We start from the raw sequence: 15,654 nt of genomic DNA, 5'->3' as shown, positions 1-15,654 counted from the left end.
GCCTCACCGCCCAGCGAGGAACGTGAGCAGGAGGCGGCGCTGCAGGCCGAACATCTCCCGCTCCTCCTCGGGCTCCGCGTGGTCGTACCCGAGCAGGTGCAAGATGCCGTGCGTCGTCAGCAGCAGCATCTCCTCGACAGTCGAGTGCCCGGCGGCGAGGGCCTGCTTGGCCGCGACCTCGGGGCACAGCACGATGTCGCCGAGCGTGCCGGGCGGCGTCAGATCGCCCTCGCGTCCCGGGCGCAGCTCGTCCATCGGGAAGCTGAGCACGTCCGTCGGCCCCGGCTCATCCATCCACCGCACGTGCAGGTCCGTCATGACCGCCGTGTCGACGAACAGGATCGACAGCTCGGCCTGCGGGTGCACGTGCATCGCGTCGAGCACGAACCTGCCGAGCTCGGCGAACTCAGCCTCGTCGAGCCCGTCGACGTCGTAGCCGGACTCGTTGTTGACTTCAATGGACACCGCTGCTCATTTCCGGTTCTGCCGCTGGTTGGCGCGCGCCCGTGGCTCCCAGCGAGCGTAGGCGTCGATGATGTCGCCCACCAAGCGGTGGCGCACGACGTCGGACGAGGTCAGGCTGCAGAACTCGACGTCGTCGACCCCCGTCAGCACGTCCTGCACCACGCGCAGGCCCGACGGCGTCCCGCCCGGCAGGTCGATCTGGGTCGCGTCGCCGGTGATGACCATCTTCGAGCCGAAGCCCAGGCGCGTGAGGAACATCTTCATCTGCTCCGACGTGGTGTTCTGCGCCTCGTCGAGGATGATGAACGCGTCGTTGAGCGAGCGCCCGCGCAGGAACGCGAGCGGCGCGACCTCGATGGTGCCGGCGTCGATGAGCTTGGGGATCGAGTCCGGGTCGACCATGTCGTGCAGCGCGTCGTACAGCGGGCGCAGGTAGGGGTCGATCTTCTCCGACAGCGATCCGGGCAGGAAGCCCAACCGCTCGCCCGCCTCGACCGCGGGCCGCGACAGGATGATGCGGTTGACCTGGTGCGACTGCAGCGCCTGGACGGCCTTGGCCATGGCCAGGTACGTCTTGCCGGTGCCGGCCGGGCCGACGCCGAACGTGATCGTGTTGGCGTCGATCGCGTCGACGTAGCGCTTCTGGCCGACCGTCTTGGGCCGGATGGTGCGCCCGCGGCTCGACAGGATGTTGAAGGTCAGCACCTCGGCCGGGCGCTGATCGGCGGGCGAGGTCAGCATGGCGACCGAGCGGCGCACGACGTCGGGCGTCAGCTGCGTGCCGGCCTGCGCGACCTCGATGAGCTCGTCCAGGAGCCGGGAGACGATGGCGACGTCGCCCTCGGGTCCCGACACGGCGATCTCGTTGCCGCGCGCGTGGACGTCGACGCGCGGGAACCCGTCCTCGACGGCCCGCAGCACCGAGTCGCGGCTGCCCAGCAGCGCGACCATCGGAAGGTGCGCCGGCACCACGATGAGGTGCTCGGCAGGACGCTCGGTGCGGGCATCGGGATTGGTCGCAGTCATGGAGTGACCATTTTACGCGGGCGTCCACCCCAGCCGCGCCCCACCGATGACGTGGCCGTGCACGTGGAAGACGCTCTGCCCCGCGCGCGGCCCGCTGTTGAAGATCAGGCGGAACTGTCCGTCGGCCTGCTCGCCGGCGACCTGGTCGGCGAGCGCCACGACGTCCGCCAACAGCGCCGGGTCGACCGCGGCGAGCTGGGCGACGTCGCCGTGGTGCTCCTTGGGCGCCACGAGCACGTGCAGGGGGGCCTGGGGGGCGATGTCGCGGAAGGCGATCGCACGCTTCGAGGTCGCGACGACGTCGGCGGGGACCTGCCCGGCGACGATCTTGCAGAACAGGCAGTCGGCAGCAATGTCGCTCGTCATGACGGCAGGCTATCGCTCCGCGCCCAACGCCCGAGGCGCTGGCTCAGCAGCGCCACCGCGATGGGCCCCGCGGTCGAGGTGCGCAGCACGTGCGGCCCGAGCCGGACGGCGACGGCGCCCGCGTCGGTCAGCGCGCGCACCTCGCCGTCGCCGATGCCACCCTCGGGCCCGACGACGACGAGCAGCTCGGGCGCGGGCTCGCCGGAGCCGGGGGTCGGTGTCGGGGCGTCGGCCAGCGCCGTCGTCGCCTCCTCGTGCAGCACGAGCACGGCGCCCCCGGCCGCGACGACCTCGCGCACGCGCGCGGCCAGCTGCGCCGTCGTCACGGCGTCGGCGACCGGCGGCAGCCAGGCGCGGCGCGACTGCTTGACGGCGGTGCGCACCGTCGCGGCCCAGCGCGCGCGCGACTTGGCGGCGCGCTCGCCCCGCCACACGACGATGGAGCGCTCCGCCTGCCAGGGAACGACGGCGTCGACACCCGTCTCGACCGCCGCCTCGATCGCGAGCTCGTCGCGGTCACCCTTGGCCAACGCCTGCACGAGCGTCACCACGACGTCCGGGGCGGGCTCCGCGACGGCCTCGGTGACCGTCAGGCGCACCTGGCTGCCCTCGACCGCGGCGACCGCGCAGCGCAGCCGCACGCCGGCGCCGTCGACGACGTCGACACGCTCGCCGATGCGCTTGCGCTGCACGACGGCGGCGTGCCGGCCCTCGGCGCCGTCCAGGAGGTAGGAGCCGCCCGCGTGGTAGGCGGCCAACGACGTCTCAGCCAGGAACACGGGCGCGCTCACGTCACCCCCCGGCCACGGGCGGGGTCATCGGCCGCTGAGCTTGTCGCGCAGGCGCCCGAACATGCCCGAGTGCGTCGAGGCCAGGCGCGGCTCGGGCCGCTCCTCGCCGCGCAGGGTCGCCAGCGAGCGCAGCAGCTCGGTCTGCGCGTCGTCGAGCCCGGTGGGCACCTCGACCTCGACGTGCACGTGCAGGTCGCCGCGGCCGCCCGCGTGCAGGTGACCCACACCGAGCCCCTTGAGGGTGACGATCTGGCCCGGCTGTGTGCCCGGGCGCAGGTCGATCTCCTGGGCGCCGTCGAGCGTGTCGAGCTCGAGCACCGTGCCGAGCGCGGCGGCGGTCATGGGCACGGGCAGCGTGCAGTGCAGGTCGTCGCCACGGCGCACGAACGTCTCGTGCGGCCGCTCACGGATCTCGACGTACAGGTCGCCCGCCGGGCCACCGCCCGGGCCGACCTCGCCCTGCGCGGTGAGCTTGATGCGCGTGCCGGTGTCGACGCCCGCGGGCACGTTGACCGTCAGGGTGCGCCGCGAGCGCACCCGGCCCTCGCCCGCGCAGTCCGCGCAGGCCTCGGGGATGACGGTGCCGTAGCCGCCGCACGCGGTGCACGGCGCGGTCGTCATGACCTGGCCGAGGAACGAGCGCGCGACACGCTGCACATTGCCGCGCCCGGCGCAGACCTCACACGTGCGCAGCGACGTGCCCGGCCGGGCGCCGTTGCCGCCACACGTCGAGCACGCCACGGCGGTGTCGACCTGCAGCTCGCGCTTGGCGCCGAACGTGGCCTCGGCCAGGTCGACGTCCATGCGCACCAGGGCGTCCTGGCCGCGCCGCGCGCGCGGGATGGGGCCTTGGGCGGCCTGGCCGCCGCCGAAGAACGTCTCGAAGATGTCCTGGAAGCCGAAGCCCGCGCCGAACCCGCCACCGGCGCCGCCGCCCGGGGCGGTCGGGTCGACGCCCTGGTCGTACTGCCGACGCTTGTCGGGGTTGGACAGCACCTCATACGCGCGTGCGACGTCCTTGAAGCGCTCCTCGCCGGCCTCGCCGGCGACGTCGGGGTGCAGCTCACGCGCGAGGCGGCGGTACGCCTTCTTGATCTGCTCGGGCGAGGCGTCGCGCTCGACGCCGAGGATCTCGTAGTAGTCGGTCACAGGTCTCTCTTCGATGACGGCATGACAGGTGGGGTCAGGGCGGGCCCGCCGAGGCGGGCTCAGTTCGGAAGGACGCGGGACAGGTAGCGGGCGACGGCACGGACCGCGGTGATCGTTCCGGGGTAGTCCATGCGCGTGGGGCCGACGGAGCCGAGCGTCGCGACGGTGTCGCCGTCCGAGCCGTATCCGGAGGCGACCACCGACACCTCGGTGAAGCCGTCGAGGCGGTTCTCGTGCCCGATGCGCACGGCGACGCCGCCCCTGGCCCAGGACTCCGGCTCGCGCTCGTCGTCCCGGCCGTCGCGCGGGCTGCGGGGGTTGGTCGACATCTCGGTCAGCAGACCGAGCAGCACGACCTGCTCCTCAAGGGCCTCCAAGACGGGGCTCAGGCCCTGCTCGAAGCGCATCTCGGCGCGGGCGAGGTTCGCCGTGCCGACCATGACGAGACGCTCCTCGCGCTCCTCGTCCAGGGTCTCGACGACCAGGTCGGCGATGGCTCGCGCGAGCGGCCGCAACCGCGGGTCGACTCCGTCGACCACACGCTCGAACGCGTCGGCAAGGCTGGACAGGCGCATACCCGCGGCCGCGGCGTTCAACCGCACCCGCAGCTCGCCCAGGGTCGCCTCGTCGATGACGGGCGCGTCGTCACCGCCGTCGGGCGCCGGGACGTCGAGGAACCGCTGCTCGACGCGGCCCGTGTCGGTGATCACGACCACGAGCAGCCGCGTCTCGCCCACGGGGACGAGCTCCAGGTGCCGCAGGCCGGACAGCCGCAGCGACGGGTACTGGACGATGGCGACCTGGCCCGTGAGCTGGGCGATGAGCCGCCCAGCGCGCACCAGGACGTCGTCGAGGTCCACCGCGCGCGACAGGAACGTCTCGATCGCGCGCTTCTGCGGCGCCGATAGCGGCCGGACCTCGGCGAGCCGGTCGACGAACAGGCGGTAGCCCTTGTCGGTCGGCACGCGCCCCGCCGAGGTGTGCGGCTGCGCGATGTACCCGGCCTCCTCCAGCGTCGCCATGTCGTTGCGGATGGTCGCCGGTGAGACGCCGAAGCCATGCCGCTCCGTCAGCACGCGCGAGCCGACGGGCTCACGCGTCGCCACGTAGTCCTCGACGATCGCGCGCAGCACGTCAAGTTGGCGTTCCTCGCTCAAGACGCCCCCTCCCGCTCTCGCCCGCCGCGTTTAGCACTCTCAGACACTGAGTGCCATTCTACGCGCGGGAGCCACCCCAGCGTCCGACAGGGGCCGTCACCGCGCCGACACCCCGCGCCACGCGCCCCGCTCGGGCCACCCGTCCACGGCACAATAGAGGTGCCGACGCCAGGTCGTCGGCCCGGCGATGACGCCACCACGGATCGCCGGATGCACGGCGGGCCACACCCCGGCTCGCCCGGGAGTGAAGGAGCCCCCATGGATCCACAGTCGTACGTCACCAGCTGGCGCGCCGCCGAAACGCTCCGCGCCATCGAGGCCGAGCACCGCCGCCAGGCCGCCGAGCGGCCCGAGCAGCAGATCCGCCGCCACTGGAGCCCCAGCAAGCACCTCAGGTTCGGCGTGGCAGTGCGCCGCGCGCGCTGAGGCGCCCCTACAGTCTCGGTCGTGCATGACCGCTACGGCCTTGACGCCCTGACCTCGGCCCCACACCGCAGACCCGCGTCGCAACCCCGCGCAGCAGAGCGCGGCCTCGTCGTCGAGGAGGTCCAGACCGGGTGGGTGGGGGCCGTGGTCCGTGTCGAGAAGTCCGGCGGCATGCACCTGGTGGTGCTGGAGGACCGCGCAGGGCGCACCCGGTCGTTCCCCCTCGGACCCGGCTTCTGGGTCGACGGGCGTCCCGTCGTCCTGACCGCGCCCATGACCTCCCGAGCCCCGACGCCGCCCACCCGGACGGCGTCGGGCTCGGTGGCCGTCCACGGGGGGCGGGCGCGCGTCGCGCGGGGCTCGCGCATCTGGGTCGAGGGCAAGCATGACGCGGAGCTCGTCGAGAAGGTCTGGGGCGACGACCTGCGCGTCGAGGGCGTCGTCGTCGAGATGCTCGACGGCGTCGACAACCTCGCCGCGGCGCTCGCCGACTTCCGCCCCACGCCGCAGCGGCGCGTGGGCGTGCTGGTGGACCACCTGGTCCCCGGCTCCAAGGAGCGGCGGCTGGCCGACGAGGCGCTGCGCACCGTCCCCGCCGGCACGACGCTGGTGCTCGGACACCCCTACGTCGACGTCTGGCAGGCGGTGCGCGCACAGCGCCTGGGTCTGGACGCCTGGCCCGTCATCGAACGGGGCGTCGAGTGGAAGCGCGGCATCCTGCGCTCCTTGGGCTGGCCCGCCTCGTCCCAGGAGGACGTCGCGCGGGCGTGGCAGCGCATCCTGCGCTCGGTCCGCGACTACCGCGACCTCGACCCGGCGCTGCTGGGCCGGGTCGAGGAGCTCATCGACTTCGTGACCGCGTGAGCGTGATGGGGCGCGCGTCTGAGGCGGGCTCGGCGGCGTCTGAGGTGGGCGCCGCACCCCGGGCCGGAGGCGGGCCGCAGAAATAGGGCGCCTGCCCGATGCCCGCGGGCCACCTCAGCGACGAGGCTCTTGGCATCAGCCAGTCGACACACGCAGGGAGCCCCACCATGGACCCGATCGTCATGAGCCTCATCCGCCAGGCCGAGGACGAGGCGCTGCGCCGCCACCTGGAGCAGGTGCGGATGGCTCGCGAGATCCGCGCGGAGCGCCGGCAGCACGCCGCCGCGAACGGTATCCCCACCCGCACGGCGCCGGGACTGCGAGACCGCCTGCACGGCCTTCTGCACCCCCGGCGCCACAGCACGCGGCTGGCGTGACGGTCAGACGATCGTGCCGCCCGTCAGCCTCCGGAAGGCGTAGGCCAGCGCGAGGGCGGACAGCGGCAGCGTGACGAGCAGCCCCAGGCCGAGGGGGATGGCGCCGAGGATGTTGATGCCGATCAGCGCCAGCAGGAGCAGAAGCATCGGGCCGAAGTTGCGCCCGACCACGCGGAAGCTCTCGCCGATGGCGCCGAACACCGGCAGGCCCCGGTCGAGCACGAATGGCACGGCGAACGCCGCGAAGAGGTAGAGCACGAGCCCGCCGACCAGTAAGATCAGCGCCCCGGCGATCGAGGCGGCGATCGACACCAGGACCGCTACCACGATCGCGGGGCCGAGACGGCTGGCGGAGAAGAACGCTCCGAGCCTCGGCCGCGAGCCGTCGGCCTCGCGCAACGCGGTGCTCATCGCGAACACCTGCACCGCCGCGCCGACGATCAGGGCCACCAACTGCAGCAGCAGCGCACCCGCGCCGGGTCCCGCACCGGTGATGACGTCCCCGTCGAAGGCGCTTTGCACCTGACGCAGCGACGCGCTCACACTCGGCCCGTTGAGGACTGCCGTCACGATGGCTGTGATGATCATGAACAGGACCCACGCGAGCGCGTTCTGCTGGAACTTCGCCCACGCGAAGCGCAGCGCGTCGCCGACGCGCAGCAGCGGGCCGGCGAACTCGCCGTACGGAGTGGCGGGTGGGGCGGTCGGGAAGCCACCCGGCTGGGGGTACTGCGGTGGTGCTGGCGGACCGTAGGGCGGTGGGGCCGCCTGGCCGTAGGGCGGCGGCGCGGCCGCGGAGGGCGGCCCGGTGGGCGGCGCTGGCGGCCGCGGCTCGTTCGGGTCGGGCGTCGGCGTGGTTCCGAAGGGGTCGCTCATGGGCCCAGCCTGGCGCGTCCTGGGCCGTATGGCCACCACACGGGCGGCGCGCGCTGTCGCGTGTCGCCACGTTGGCGCAGACAGCGGCGCTGTCCGGACCTAACCTGGGCTTTGTGAGCCCGACTCAGTACGCCGCGCCGCCGCCTCCGCCTTTGCCCGAGAACGAGGCGCGCAACTGGTCGATGGCCGCCCACTTGGCGCCCATCCTGCTCGCCCCGATCAGCGCGGGCCTCGCCCCGGTGCTCGCGCCGCTCGTGATCTGGCTGGTGTTCCGCCACCGCAGCCCGCTCGTCGACGACCAGGCCAAGGAGTCGCTCAACTTTCAGATCACGCTGACGATCGCCTACGTCGTCGGGCTGATCACGCTGGTGCTGCTCGTCGGCGCCGTCATCATGCTCGCGGCGTGGGTGCTGTCGATCGTCTTCGGCATCCTGGGCGCGATCGCCGCCTCACGCGGCGACCTGTACCGGTACCCGCTCTCGATCCGCTTCGTGCGCTGAGCGGGGCCGCCCCGGCCGGCTCGCCTGAGATCCCAGCCCGCCAGGTTCCGGCCCGCCACATGGTTCGCAGTCGGTCCGTCAGTCGGTCAGGTCACGCACCACGGCGTCGGCCAGCAGCCGACCGCGCAGCGTCAGCAGCGCGCGACGCACGCCGCCGTCGGCGCCCAACGCCGCGGGCCCGTCCAGCAGTCCGCGCGCGACCATTGCGGCGACGGCGGCGCGGCCCGTGCGCGTGAGCGCGTCGAGCGGCAGGCCCTCGCGCAGCCGAATGCCGAGCATCACGCGTTCGAGCGCGTCGTCCTGCGCGGTCAGCAGCTCGCGCGCCGCGCCCGGCGTGCGGCCCTGCTCCAAGAGCGCGGCGTAGCGGCGCGGATGCTTGACGTTCCACCAGCGCACGCCGGCATACGCGGGCTCGCCGGTCACACCCATCCCGCCGGTCGCACCCATCCCGCCGGTCGAGCCTGTCGAGACCCCCCGCGCGTCGCCGGACCGCCGCGGCGCCGCGACGTAGCTGTGCGCGCCCGGCCCCACGCCCCACCAGTCGTCACCGCGCCAATAGGCCAGGTTGTGCCGGCACTCGTGCCCGGGCTTGGACCAGTTGCTCACCTCGTACCACTCAAGCCCCGCCTCACCGAGCAGCTCGTCGGCGAGCTCGTACTTGGTGGCCTGGTCGTCCTCGTCGGGCAGCGGCAGCAGGCCGCGACGCACCTGGGCGCCCATCTTGGTGCCCGGCTCGACGACGAGCGCGTACGCCGACACGTGCTCGACCCCCGTGGCGAGGACCGCCTCAAGCGAGGCCCGCCAGTCGTCCAGGGTCTCCCCCGGCGTGCCGTAGATCAGGTCGAGGCTCACCTCGAGCCCGGCGTCGCGCGCCCACGCCACGACGTCGGGGATGCGGCGCGGGTCGTGCGTGCGGTCGAGCGTGGCCAGCACCGAGGGAACCGCCGACTGCATGCCGAACGAGACGCGCGTGAAGCCCCCGTCGGCCAGCTCGCGCAGCGAGGCGGGGGTCACCGAGTCGGGATTGGCCTCGGTGGTCACCTCGGCGCCCTCGCCGTCGCCCGACGCCTCGGCCAGGCCCCAGGCGTCGCGGACGCCGTGCAGGATCCGCACGAGGTCCGAGGCCGGGAGCATCGTCGGCGTGCCGCCGCCGAAGAACACCGTCGAGACCGGACGCGGCGTCACCCCCGAGGCGTCCAGGACGCGGCGCGCGAGCGCGACCTCGCGCAGCGCCGTGCTCGCGTAGGAGTGCTGCGAGGCGCCGCCGCCGAGCTCGGTCGCGGTGTAGGTGTTGAAGTCGCAGTACCCGCAGCGCACCGAGCAGAACGGGACGTGGACGTAGACGCCAAAGCGGCCGCGCAGGGGCGACGGCGCGGTGGGGCGGTCGGCGACCCAGGGCGGCAGGGCGCCGTCGTCGGGCAGCGGGACGCCCTCGGGAAGCTGGGGCACGCGCCGCGCCTACTTCTTCGCCTTGGCGTCCTTGCCGCCGCCCGCGTCGCTCGACAAGGCGGCGATGAAGGCGTCCTTCGGGACCTCGACGGACCCGATGGTCTTCATGCGCTTCTTGCCCTCCTTCTGCTTCTCGAGCAGCTTGCGCTTGCGCGAGATGTCGCCGCCGTAGCACTTGGCGAGCACGTCCTTGCGCATCGCGCGGATGGTCTCGCGGGCGATGACGCGCGCGCCGACGGCGGCCTGGATGGGCACCTCGTACTGCTGGCGCGGAATGAGCTCCTTGAGCTTCGCCGTCATCTGCACGCCATAGTCGTACGCCTTGTCCTTGTGCACGATGGCGGAGAACGCGTCGACCTTGTCGCCCTGCAACAGGATGTCGACCTTGACGAGGTCGGCCGCCTGGTCGCCGGTGGGCTCGTAGTCGAGCGAGGCGTACCCGCGCGTGCGCGACTTGAGCTGGTCGAAGAAGTCGAAGACGATCTCGGCGAGCGGGAGCGTGTAGCGCAGCTCGACACGGTCCTCGGACAGGTAGTCCATGCCCTGCATCGACCCGCGGCGGTCGGTGCACAGGCCCATGACGGTGCCCACGAACTCGCTCGGAGTGAGGATGGTCGCGCGCACCACGGGCTCGCGCACCTCACGGATCTTGCCGCCGGGGAACTCGCTCGGGTTGGTCACCACCACCGTGGTGCGGTCCTCGAGGTCGACGTCGTAGATGACGTTGGGCGCCGTCGAGATCAGGTCGAGGTTGAACTCGCGCTCCAGGCGCTCGCGCACGATCTCCAGGTGCAGCAGCCCCAGGAACCCGACGCGGAAGCCGAAGCCCAGCGCGACCGACGTCTCGGGCTCGTAGTTGAGCGCCGCGTCGTTGAGCTTGAGCTTGTCCAGGGCCTCGCGCAGCGCCGGGTAGTCGCTGCCGTCGATCGGGTACAGGCCCGAGAACACCATGGGCTTGGGGTCCTCGTACCCGCCGAGCGCCGTGGTCGCCGGCTTGCTCTGGGTCGTGACGGTGTCGCCCACCTTGGACTGGCGCACGTCCTTGACACCCGTGATCAGGTAGCCCACCTCGCCGACGCCGATGCCCTTGGTCGGGATCGGCTCAGGCGAGATGACGCCGATCTCGAGCAGCTCGTGCGTGGCGCCGGTCGACATCATCGCGATGCGCTCGCGCGGGTTGAGGTTGCCGTCCACCACGCGCACGTACGTCACGACGCCGCGGTAGATGTCGTAGACGGAGTCGAAGATCATGGCGCGCGCGGCGGCTCCGGCGTCGCCCTCGGGCGACGGGATGCGCTCGACGATCCGGTCGAGCAGCGCCTCGACGCCCTCGCCCGTCTTGCCGCTCACGCGCATCACCGAGTCCGGGTCGACGCCGACCAGGCCGCCGATCTCCTCGGCGTACTTCTCGGGCTGCGCGGCGGGCAGGTCGATCTTGTTGAGGACCGGGATGATCTCCAGGTCGTTCTCCATCGCCAGGTACAGGTTGGCGAGCGTCTGCGCCTCGATGCCCTGCGCGGCGTCGACCAGCAGCACGGCGCCCTCGCACGCGGCCAGCGACCGTGAGACCTCGTAGGTGAAGTCGACGTGCCCGGGCGTGTCGATCATGTTGAGCGCGTACGGGGTCTCGCCGACCTGCCAGGGCATGCGCACAGCCTGCGACTTGATGGTGATGCCGCGCTCACGCTCGATGTCCATGCGGTCGAGGTACTGCGCGCGCATCGCGCGCGCCTCCACGACGCCCGTGGCCTGCAGCATGCGGTCGGCCAACGTGGACTTGCCGTGGTCGATGTGCGCGATGATGCAGAAGTTGCGGATCAGCTCGGGCGCGGTGGCGTTCGGCTCGATGCGCGCACGGAGATCAGGTCCGGGGATGGGCAACGCGTACTCGCTTCTTCGAGGTTCTCGGCGGGATGGGCCTCGACATTCTCCCATGCTGCGCGTCGCGCGTGGCCGCCGCTAGCGTGCCGCCATGACGCCCGCCGCGTTCCTCGCCCAGCTCGCACGCCTCCAGGGCGCCTTCGCCGCGCTCACCTCCGAGGTCGACCCCGACGCCACCGTTCCCGGGCTGGGCGGGTGGCGGGTGCGCGACCTCGTGGCGCACCTGGCCGGGATCCACCACTGGGCCGCGGGCATGGCCGTCGGCGACCGCACGCGTGATCCCGCGCTCGACGCCGCCGCCCTCGCCGCGCTCTACGCCGGGCACGCCGACGCGCTGCGCGCGACGCTCGCCGCGGCCGGACCCGACGCCGCCGCGCGCACGCTCACCGGGCCGGGAACGGCGTCGTTCTGGTTCCGCCGCCAGACGCACGAGACGCTCATCCACCTGGGGGACCTGGCCGCGGCGCGCGCGGGCGCCTGGACGCCCGAGGTGTACGACGCCGTCGCGTCCGAGGCGGACGTCGACCCCAGGCTGTGGGCCGACGGGGTCGAAGAGGTCGTGACGGTGTTCGAGCCACGCCAGGTGCGGCTCGGCCGGATGGCGCCGCTGGCGCGGCTGGTCACGCTGCGCGACGCCGCGACCGGGGCGTCCTGGACGCTCGGCGGGCACGAGGCCGGTCGGTCGCCCGACGAGACGCCCGCGGCGACCGCCACCGGCGACGCGCGCGCCCTCGACCTGGTGCTGTGGCGCCGGGTCACGCCCGCGGACGCCGGCGTCGTCGTCGACGGCGACAAGGACGCGCTCGCCGCCGCGCTCGCCGCGGGCGTCACCCCGTGACGCGTCAGGCGACGCGCGTGATGCGCACCTCGACCTGCGGCGCCGCCGGGCCGCGTCCGGCGTAGACGCCCTTGAGCGGCGGCACGTCACCGTACTCGCGCCCGCGCGCGACCACGATGTGGTCGGTGCTGACGAACCGGCGGTTGGTGGGGTCGTACCCGACCCACGCGCCCGTCCAGAACTCGACCCACGCGTGCGAGTCCCCCCGCACGGTCTCCCCGAGCGGCGCGTCACTGTTGGGGTGCAGGTACCCCGACACATACCGGGCCGGGATCCCGACGCTGCGCAGCGCCCCGATCGCCAGGTGCGCCATGTCCTGGCAGACGCCCTTGCGCGCGGCCCACGCCTCAGCGGCCGGAGTGTGCACCGCGGTCACGCCGGGGACGTACTCAAGCTGGTCGCGCACCGCCAGGCACACCGCCTCAGCGGCCTCGGTCGGGGCCAAGCCGCCCGCCGCCTCGAGCGCGAGCGCCGCGACGTCGTCGGGCGCCTCGGTGGTCGAGGTCGGCGAGAGGAACGCGGCGTGGGCGTCCAGCACGGCCTCGCCGCCCAGGTCGGACCACGACCACGTCAGCGCGGGCGCGGAGGCCGGACGGCGCTCGACGACGGACTCGGCGACGATGGTCAGCCGCTCGTGCTCGCTGAGCAGCTCGAACGCGGTGACCGCGGTGCCCCAGTAGTCGACGTACTCGTCGAACCACGTGTGGGGGCGCACGTCGACGCGCGCGCTGCGCACATGCTGGTCCTCGTCGTCGACCGGCCGCATGCGCGCCTCGTTGTAGGAGGCGCGCACCGGGCCGCCGTAGTCGAACGAGGTCGTGTGGACCACCCGCAGCACGCTCACAGCGCCTCCCCCACCCAGGACGTCGTCGCGGCGGCCAGGAAGTACCTCTCCTTGACGGCGTCGCTGGCCCGGGAGCACGCGTGCTGGACGCGCTCCATGACCTCAGGCAGCCGCTCGAGCAGGTCGTCGAGGCGCGCGTACTCCAGTTCGGTGCGCACGATGCCGAGCTCCCGGCGCGCCTCGTCGCCGGCGCCGCGGCCGGCCTCGGCCGGCTCCAGGTCGCGCAGCGCCGCGTCGGCCTGCGTGAGCGCGGCGACGATCGAGCGCGGGAACAGCCGGTCGCGCAGCAGGAACCCGGCGGCGCGGTCGTCGTCGGCGCGCCCGCGGTAGGCGCGCAGGAACGCCTCGTGGGCGCCGCACGAGCGCAGCAACGTCGTCCAGCCGGGACCGGCCACCCCGAGGCGCGCCTGCGTGGTGACCAGGCGGGCCGTCATGTCGGCGCGCTCGATCGACCGGCCCAGGATCATGAAGTGCCACGTCGCGTCACGGCTCGTTGCGGAGTCCATGATCCCTGCGACGACGGCGGCGCGCTGGCGCACCCAGGCGAAGAAGTCGTGCGGGATGAGCGCCAGCGCCATGGTCGAGACCTCGTTGCGCGTGGTGTTGAGGCACTCCCACAACTCGGTCGAGACGATCTCGCGGGCGCGCCGGGCGTTCTCGCGCGCCGAGACCAGCGACCCGGCGATCGACGACGGGTTGGCCAGGTCGCGCGCGAGCAACCGCACCACCAGTTCGCGGTCGAGGAGCTCCTCGGTCGGCGGAGCGGGGTGGTCCATGATCGCCAGGAGTGAGCGGCACGCGAGCTGCTCCTCGGCGAACGGGTCCTCCGACAGACGCTGCACATGGACGTCGAGGATGCGCGCGGTGTCGTCGGCGCGCTCGACGTACCGTCCGATCCAGAACAACGACTCGGCGATACGGCTCAGCACGGGACGGCTCCCCTCAGGTCAATCGTGGATTGCTGCTGTTGCTGCTGTTGGCTCGTGCGGACGTCGGCCGGGTTGGTGGTCAGGGGCACGCCCGCCGCCGTGACGCCGGCCGGGTGCGCGCCACGGCCGCTCTCCGACGTCGCGGGGTGCGCGGCGGCGCGTCCGCGGCGAGGACGCCCCTCAAGCACCCAGGTGTCCTTGGAGCCGCCGCCCTGCGAGCTGTTGACGACCAACTGGCCCTCGGGCAGCGCGACGCGCGTGAGCCCGCCGGGCAGCACCCACACGTCCTCGCCGTCGTTGACGGCGAAAGGCCGCAGGTCGATGTGCCGCGGACGGAACCCGCCGTCGACGAACGTCGGGGCGGTCGAGAGCTGGATCACCGGTTGGGCGATCCATCCCCGCGGGTCGGCGACCAGTCGCGCCCGCAGCGCGTCGAGCTCGGCGCGGCTCGCGTCGGGCCCCACGACGATGCCCTTGCCGCCTGAGCCGTCCACGGGCTTGACGACCAGCTCGTCGAGCCGGTCGAGCACCTCGGCGAGCGCCTCGGGCTCCTGCAGCCGCCACGTGTCGACGTTCTTGATGAGAGGCTCCTCGCCGAGGTAGTAGCGCACGAGGTCGGGCACGTAGGTGTAGACGAGTTTGTCGTCGGCGACTCCGTTGCCGATCGCGTTGGCGAGCGTGACCTGCCCCCGCCGCGCGCAGCCCACCAGGCCGGGCACACCCAGCGCCGAGTCGGCCCGGAACTGCAGCGGGTCGAGGAAGTCGTCGTCGACCCGCCGGTAGATGACGTCGACGCGACGTGGGCCCTCGGTGGTGCGCATGAACACGCGACCGGCCGAGCAGAACAGGTCGCGGCCCTCGACGAGCTCGACGCCCATGAGTCGCGCCAGCAGCGCGTGCTCGTAGTAGGCCGAGTTGTACACGCCGGGCGTCAGCACGACGACGGTCGGGTCCGGCACGCCCTCGGGCGCCGCTGCCGCCAGCGCGGCCAGCAGGCGCCGCGGGTAGTCGACGACGGGGCGCACGCGCATCGAGGAGAACAGCTCGGGGAACGTGCGCACCATGGCCTGGCGGTTGGAGACCACGTAGCTCACGCCCGAGGGGACACGCACGTTGTCCTCCAGCACGCGGTACTCGCCCGCCGCGTCGCGCACGATGTCGATGCCTGAGACGTGACAGCGCACCCCGTTGGGCGGCTCGATGCCGTGCGCCGCCCGCTTGAACTCGGCGCTCGACAGGATCAGGCGCAACGGCACCACGCCGTCCTTGACGGCCTGCTGCGGGCCGTACACGTCGGCGAGGAACGCCTCCAGGGCGCGGACCCGCTGCGCGACGCCGCGGGCCACGGTGTCCCACTCGCCCGGCTCGATGACGCGGGGCACGACGTCGAGCGGGAAGGGCCGCTCCTCGCCCGCGAAGTCGAAGGTCACGCCCTGAGCCAGGTAGGACCGGGCGAGCGCGTCGGCGCGCGCCGCCACCTCGGAGGCCGTGAGGCTCGCCAGCGTGCCGTGCACGGGCGCATACCGAGGGCGCACGCCGTTGTCACGGTCGAGCATCTCGTCGTAGGCCGCCGAGAGCGGGTAATCGTCGAACAGGTCCGCCATGGGCGCACGCTAAGGCCTGGAATGTGGCAGGCGGGTTCCCGTCGTGTTTCCGTCTCATGTCAGGGACTGCGACCGGAGTTGAGGGGGCTGTCGCGGCGCCGCTCCGTCGTCG

The 15,654-nt window shown here is 73.0% G+C and carries 17 protein-coding genes; 5 read left to right on the top strand and 12 right to left on the bottom strand.

Features of this window, described 5'->3' with window-relative positions; genetic code table 11:
- Positions 1 to 3: 3 nt before the first annotated feature.
- Genes ybeY through hrcA form a run of 6 tightly spaced genes read right to left on the bottom strand, consistent with a single transcriptional unit; the run spans position 4 to position 4,954 of the window.
- On the bottom strand, positions 4 to 465 hold the full coding sequence (gene ybeY / locus EV386_RS02605; RefSeq protein WP_130412057.1) for an rRNA maturation RNase YbeY: 462 nt from the start codon (positions 463 to 465) through the stop codon (positions 4 to 6).
- 6 nt (positions 466 to 471) lie between these two features.
- Positions 472 to 1,491: a PhoH family protein gene (locus tag EV386_RS02600; RefSeq protein ID WP_130412055.1), complete on the bottom strand. Its 1,020-nt coding sequence runs from the start codon at positions 1,489 to 1,491 to the stop codon at positions 472 to 474.
- 12 nt (positions 1,492 to 1,503) lie between these two features.
- A complete protein-coding gene (locus tag EV386_RS02595; RefSeq protein WP_130412053.1) occupies positions 1,504 to 1,857 on the bottom strand; it encodes an HIT domain-containing protein in 354 nt (117 codons plus the stop codon).
- Positions 1,854 to 2,648 (bottom strand): 16S rRNA (uracil(1498)-N(3))-methyltransferase, encoded by a 795-nt coding sequence (locus EV386_RS02590; RefSeq protein WP_130412051.1) that lies wholly within the window; start codon positions 2,646 to 2,648, stop codon positions 1,854 to 1,856. The genes EV386_RS02595 and EV386_RS02590 overlap by 4 nt, the downstream gene beginning before the upstream one ends.
- Before the next feature lie 24 nt (positions 2,649 to 2,672).
- A complete protein-coding gene (dnaJ, locus tag EV386_RS02585) occupies positions 2,673 to 3,797 on the bottom strand; it encodes a molecular chaperone DnaJ (protein WP_130412049.1) in 1,125 nt (374 codons plus the stop codon).
- A 59-nt stretch (positions 3,798 to 3,856) separates the two neighbouring features.
- Positions 3,857 to 4,954, bottom strand: coding sequence for a heat-inducible transcriptional repressor HrcA (gene hrcA, locus EV386_RS02580; RefSeq protein WP_130412047.1), 1,098 nt, complete (start codon positions 4,952 to 4,954; stop codon positions 3,857 to 3,859).
- Positions 4,955 to 5,212: 258 nt separating this feature from the next.
- Between hrcA and EV386_RS18180 the strand changes: the two genes are divergently transcribed.
- From EV386_RS18180 to EV386_RS02570, 3 genes are all read left to right on the top strand, one after another.
- A complete protein-coding gene (locus EV386_RS18180) occupies positions 5,213 to 5,380 on the top strand; it encodes a hypothetical protein (RefSeq protein ID WP_165399811.1) in 168 nt (55 codons plus the stop codon).
- 21 nt (positions 5,381 to 5,401) lie between these two features.
- The gene (locus tag EV386_RS02575) at positions 5,402 to 6,244 is read left to right on the top strand and encodes a DUF3097 domain-containing protein (RefSeq protein WP_130412045.1); all 843 of its coding nucleotides are present in this window, start codon (positions 5,402 to 5,404) and stop codon (positions 6,242 to 6,244) included.
- A gap of 167 nt (positions 6,245 to 6,411) precedes the next feature.
- On the top strand, positions 6,412 to 6,621 hold the full coding sequence (locus EV386_RS02570; protein ID WP_130412043.1) for a hypothetical protein: 210 nt from the start codon (positions 6,412 to 6,414) through the stop codon (positions 6,619 to 6,621).
- Between the two features lie 3 nt (positions 6,622 to 6,624).
- Here the strand turns inward: EV386_RS02570 and EV386_RS02565 are convergent, their stop codons facing one another.
- Positions 6,625 to 7,497 carry a DUF2189 domain-containing protein gene (locus EV386_RS02565; protein ID WP_130412041.1) on the bottom strand — a complete coding sequence of 291 codons (873 nt, stop codon included), beginning with the start codon at positions 7,495 to 7,497 and terminating at the stop codon, positions 6,625 to 6,627.
- A gap of 113 nt (positions 7,498 to 7,610) precedes the next feature.
- Here EV386_RS02565 and EV386_RS02560 point away from each other — a divergent pair, with 113 nt between their 5' ends.
- The gene (locus EV386_RS02560; RefSeq protein ID WP_242607804.1) at positions 7,611 to 7,997 is read left to right on the top strand and encodes a DUF4870 domain-containing protein; all 387 of its coding nucleotides are present in this window, start codon (positions 7,611 to 7,613) and stop codon (positions 7,995 to 7,997) included.
- 78 nt (positions 7,998 to 8,075) lie between these two features.
- Here EV386_RS02560 and hemW read toward each other — a convergent pair whose 3' ends face one another.
- Both hemW and lepA read right to left on the bottom strand, forming a co-directional pair.
- The gene (gene hemW / locus EV386_RS02555) at positions 8,076 to 9,446 is read right to left on the bottom strand and encodes a radical SAM family heme chaperone HemW (protein ID WP_130412039.1); all 1,371 of its coding nucleotides are present in this window, start codon (positions 9,444 to 9,446) and stop codon (positions 8,076 to 8,078) included.
- A gap of 9 nt (positions 9,447 to 9,455) precedes the next feature.
- Complete coding sequence (lepA, locus tag EV386_RS02550; RefSeq protein ID WP_130412037.1) at positions 9,456 to 11,327, bottom strand: translation elongation factor 4; 1,872 nt, start codon at positions 11,325 to 11,327, stop codon at positions 9,456 to 9,458.
- A gap of 91 nt (positions 11,328 to 11,418) precedes the next feature.
- Here lepA and EV386_RS02545 point away from each other — a divergent pair, with 91 nt between their 5' ends.
- Positions 11,419 to 12,165 (top strand): maleylpyruvate isomerase N-terminal domain-containing protein, encoded by a 747-nt coding sequence (locus EV386_RS02545; protein ID WP_130412035.1) that lies wholly within the window; start codon positions 11,419 to 11,421, stop codon positions 12,163 to 12,165.
- 4 nt (positions 12,166 to 12,169) lie between these two features.
- Here the strand turns inward: EV386_RS02545 and EV386_RS02540 are convergent, their stop codons facing one another.
- From EV386_RS02540 to EV386_RS02530, 3 genes are read right to left on the bottom strand one after another with little or no spacing between them, the layout of a single operon-like run.
- Positions 12,170 to 13,009 carry a transglutaminase family protein gene (locus EV386_RS02540; RefSeq protein WP_207216455.1) on the bottom strand — a complete coding sequence of 280 codons (840 nt, stop codon included), beginning with the start codon at positions 13,007 to 13,009 and terminating at the stop codon, positions 12,170 to 12,172.
- Complete coding sequence (locus EV386_RS02535; RefSeq protein WP_130412033.1) at positions 13,006 to 13,938, bottom strand: alpha-E domain-containing protein; 933 nt, start codon at positions 13,936 to 13,938, stop codon at positions 13,006 to 13,008. The genes EV386_RS02540 and EV386_RS02535 overlap by 4 nt, the downstream gene beginning before the upstream one ends.
- Complete coding sequence (locus tag EV386_RS02530) at positions 13,932 to 15,542, bottom strand: circularly permuted type 2 ATP-grasp protein (protein ID WP_130412031.1); 1,611 nt, start codon at positions 15,540 to 15,542, stop codon at positions 13,932 to 13,934. The genes EV386_RS02535 and EV386_RS02530 overlap by 7 nt, the downstream gene beginning before the upstream one ends.
- Positions 15,543 to 15,654: the final 112 nt, after the last annotated feature.

Source organism: Xylanimonas ulmi (genome assembly GCF_004216535.1).
Lineage (GTDB): Bacteria > Actinomycetota > Actinomycetes > Actinomycetales > Cellulomonadaceae > Xylanimonas > Xylanimonas ulmi.
This window is presented reverse-complemented; position numbering and strand designations above follow the sequence as displayed.

Coding starts and splice junctions, on each gene's coding strand:
- EV386_RS02545 (WP_130412035.1), top strand. CDS start 11,419: ATGACGCCCGCCGCGTTCCTCGCCCAGCTCGCACGCCTCCAGGGCGCC.
- EV386_RS02565 (WP_130412041.1), bottom strand. CDS start 7,497: ATGAGCGACCCCTTCGGAACCACGCCGACGCCCGACCCGAACGAGCCG.
- EV386_RS02600 (WP_130412055.1), bottom strand. CDS start 1,491: ATGACTGCGACCAATCCCGATGCCCGCACCGAGCGTCCTGCCGAGCAC.
- EV386_RS02570 (WP_130412043.1), top strand. CDS start 6,412: ATGGACCCGATCGTCATGAGCCTCATCCGCCAGGCCGAGGACGAGGCG.
- EV386_RS02530 (WP_130412031.1), bottom strand. CDS start 15,542: ATGGCGGACCTGTTCGACGATTACCCGCTCTCGGCGGCCTACGACGAG.
- EV386_RS02595 (WP_130412053.1), bottom strand. CDS start 1,857: ATGACGAGCGACATTGCTGCCGACTGCCTGTTCTGCAAGATCGTCGCC.
- EV386_RS18180 (WP_165399811.1), top strand. CDS start 5,213: ATGGATCCACAGTCGTACGTCACCAGCTGGCGCGCCGCCGAAACGCTC.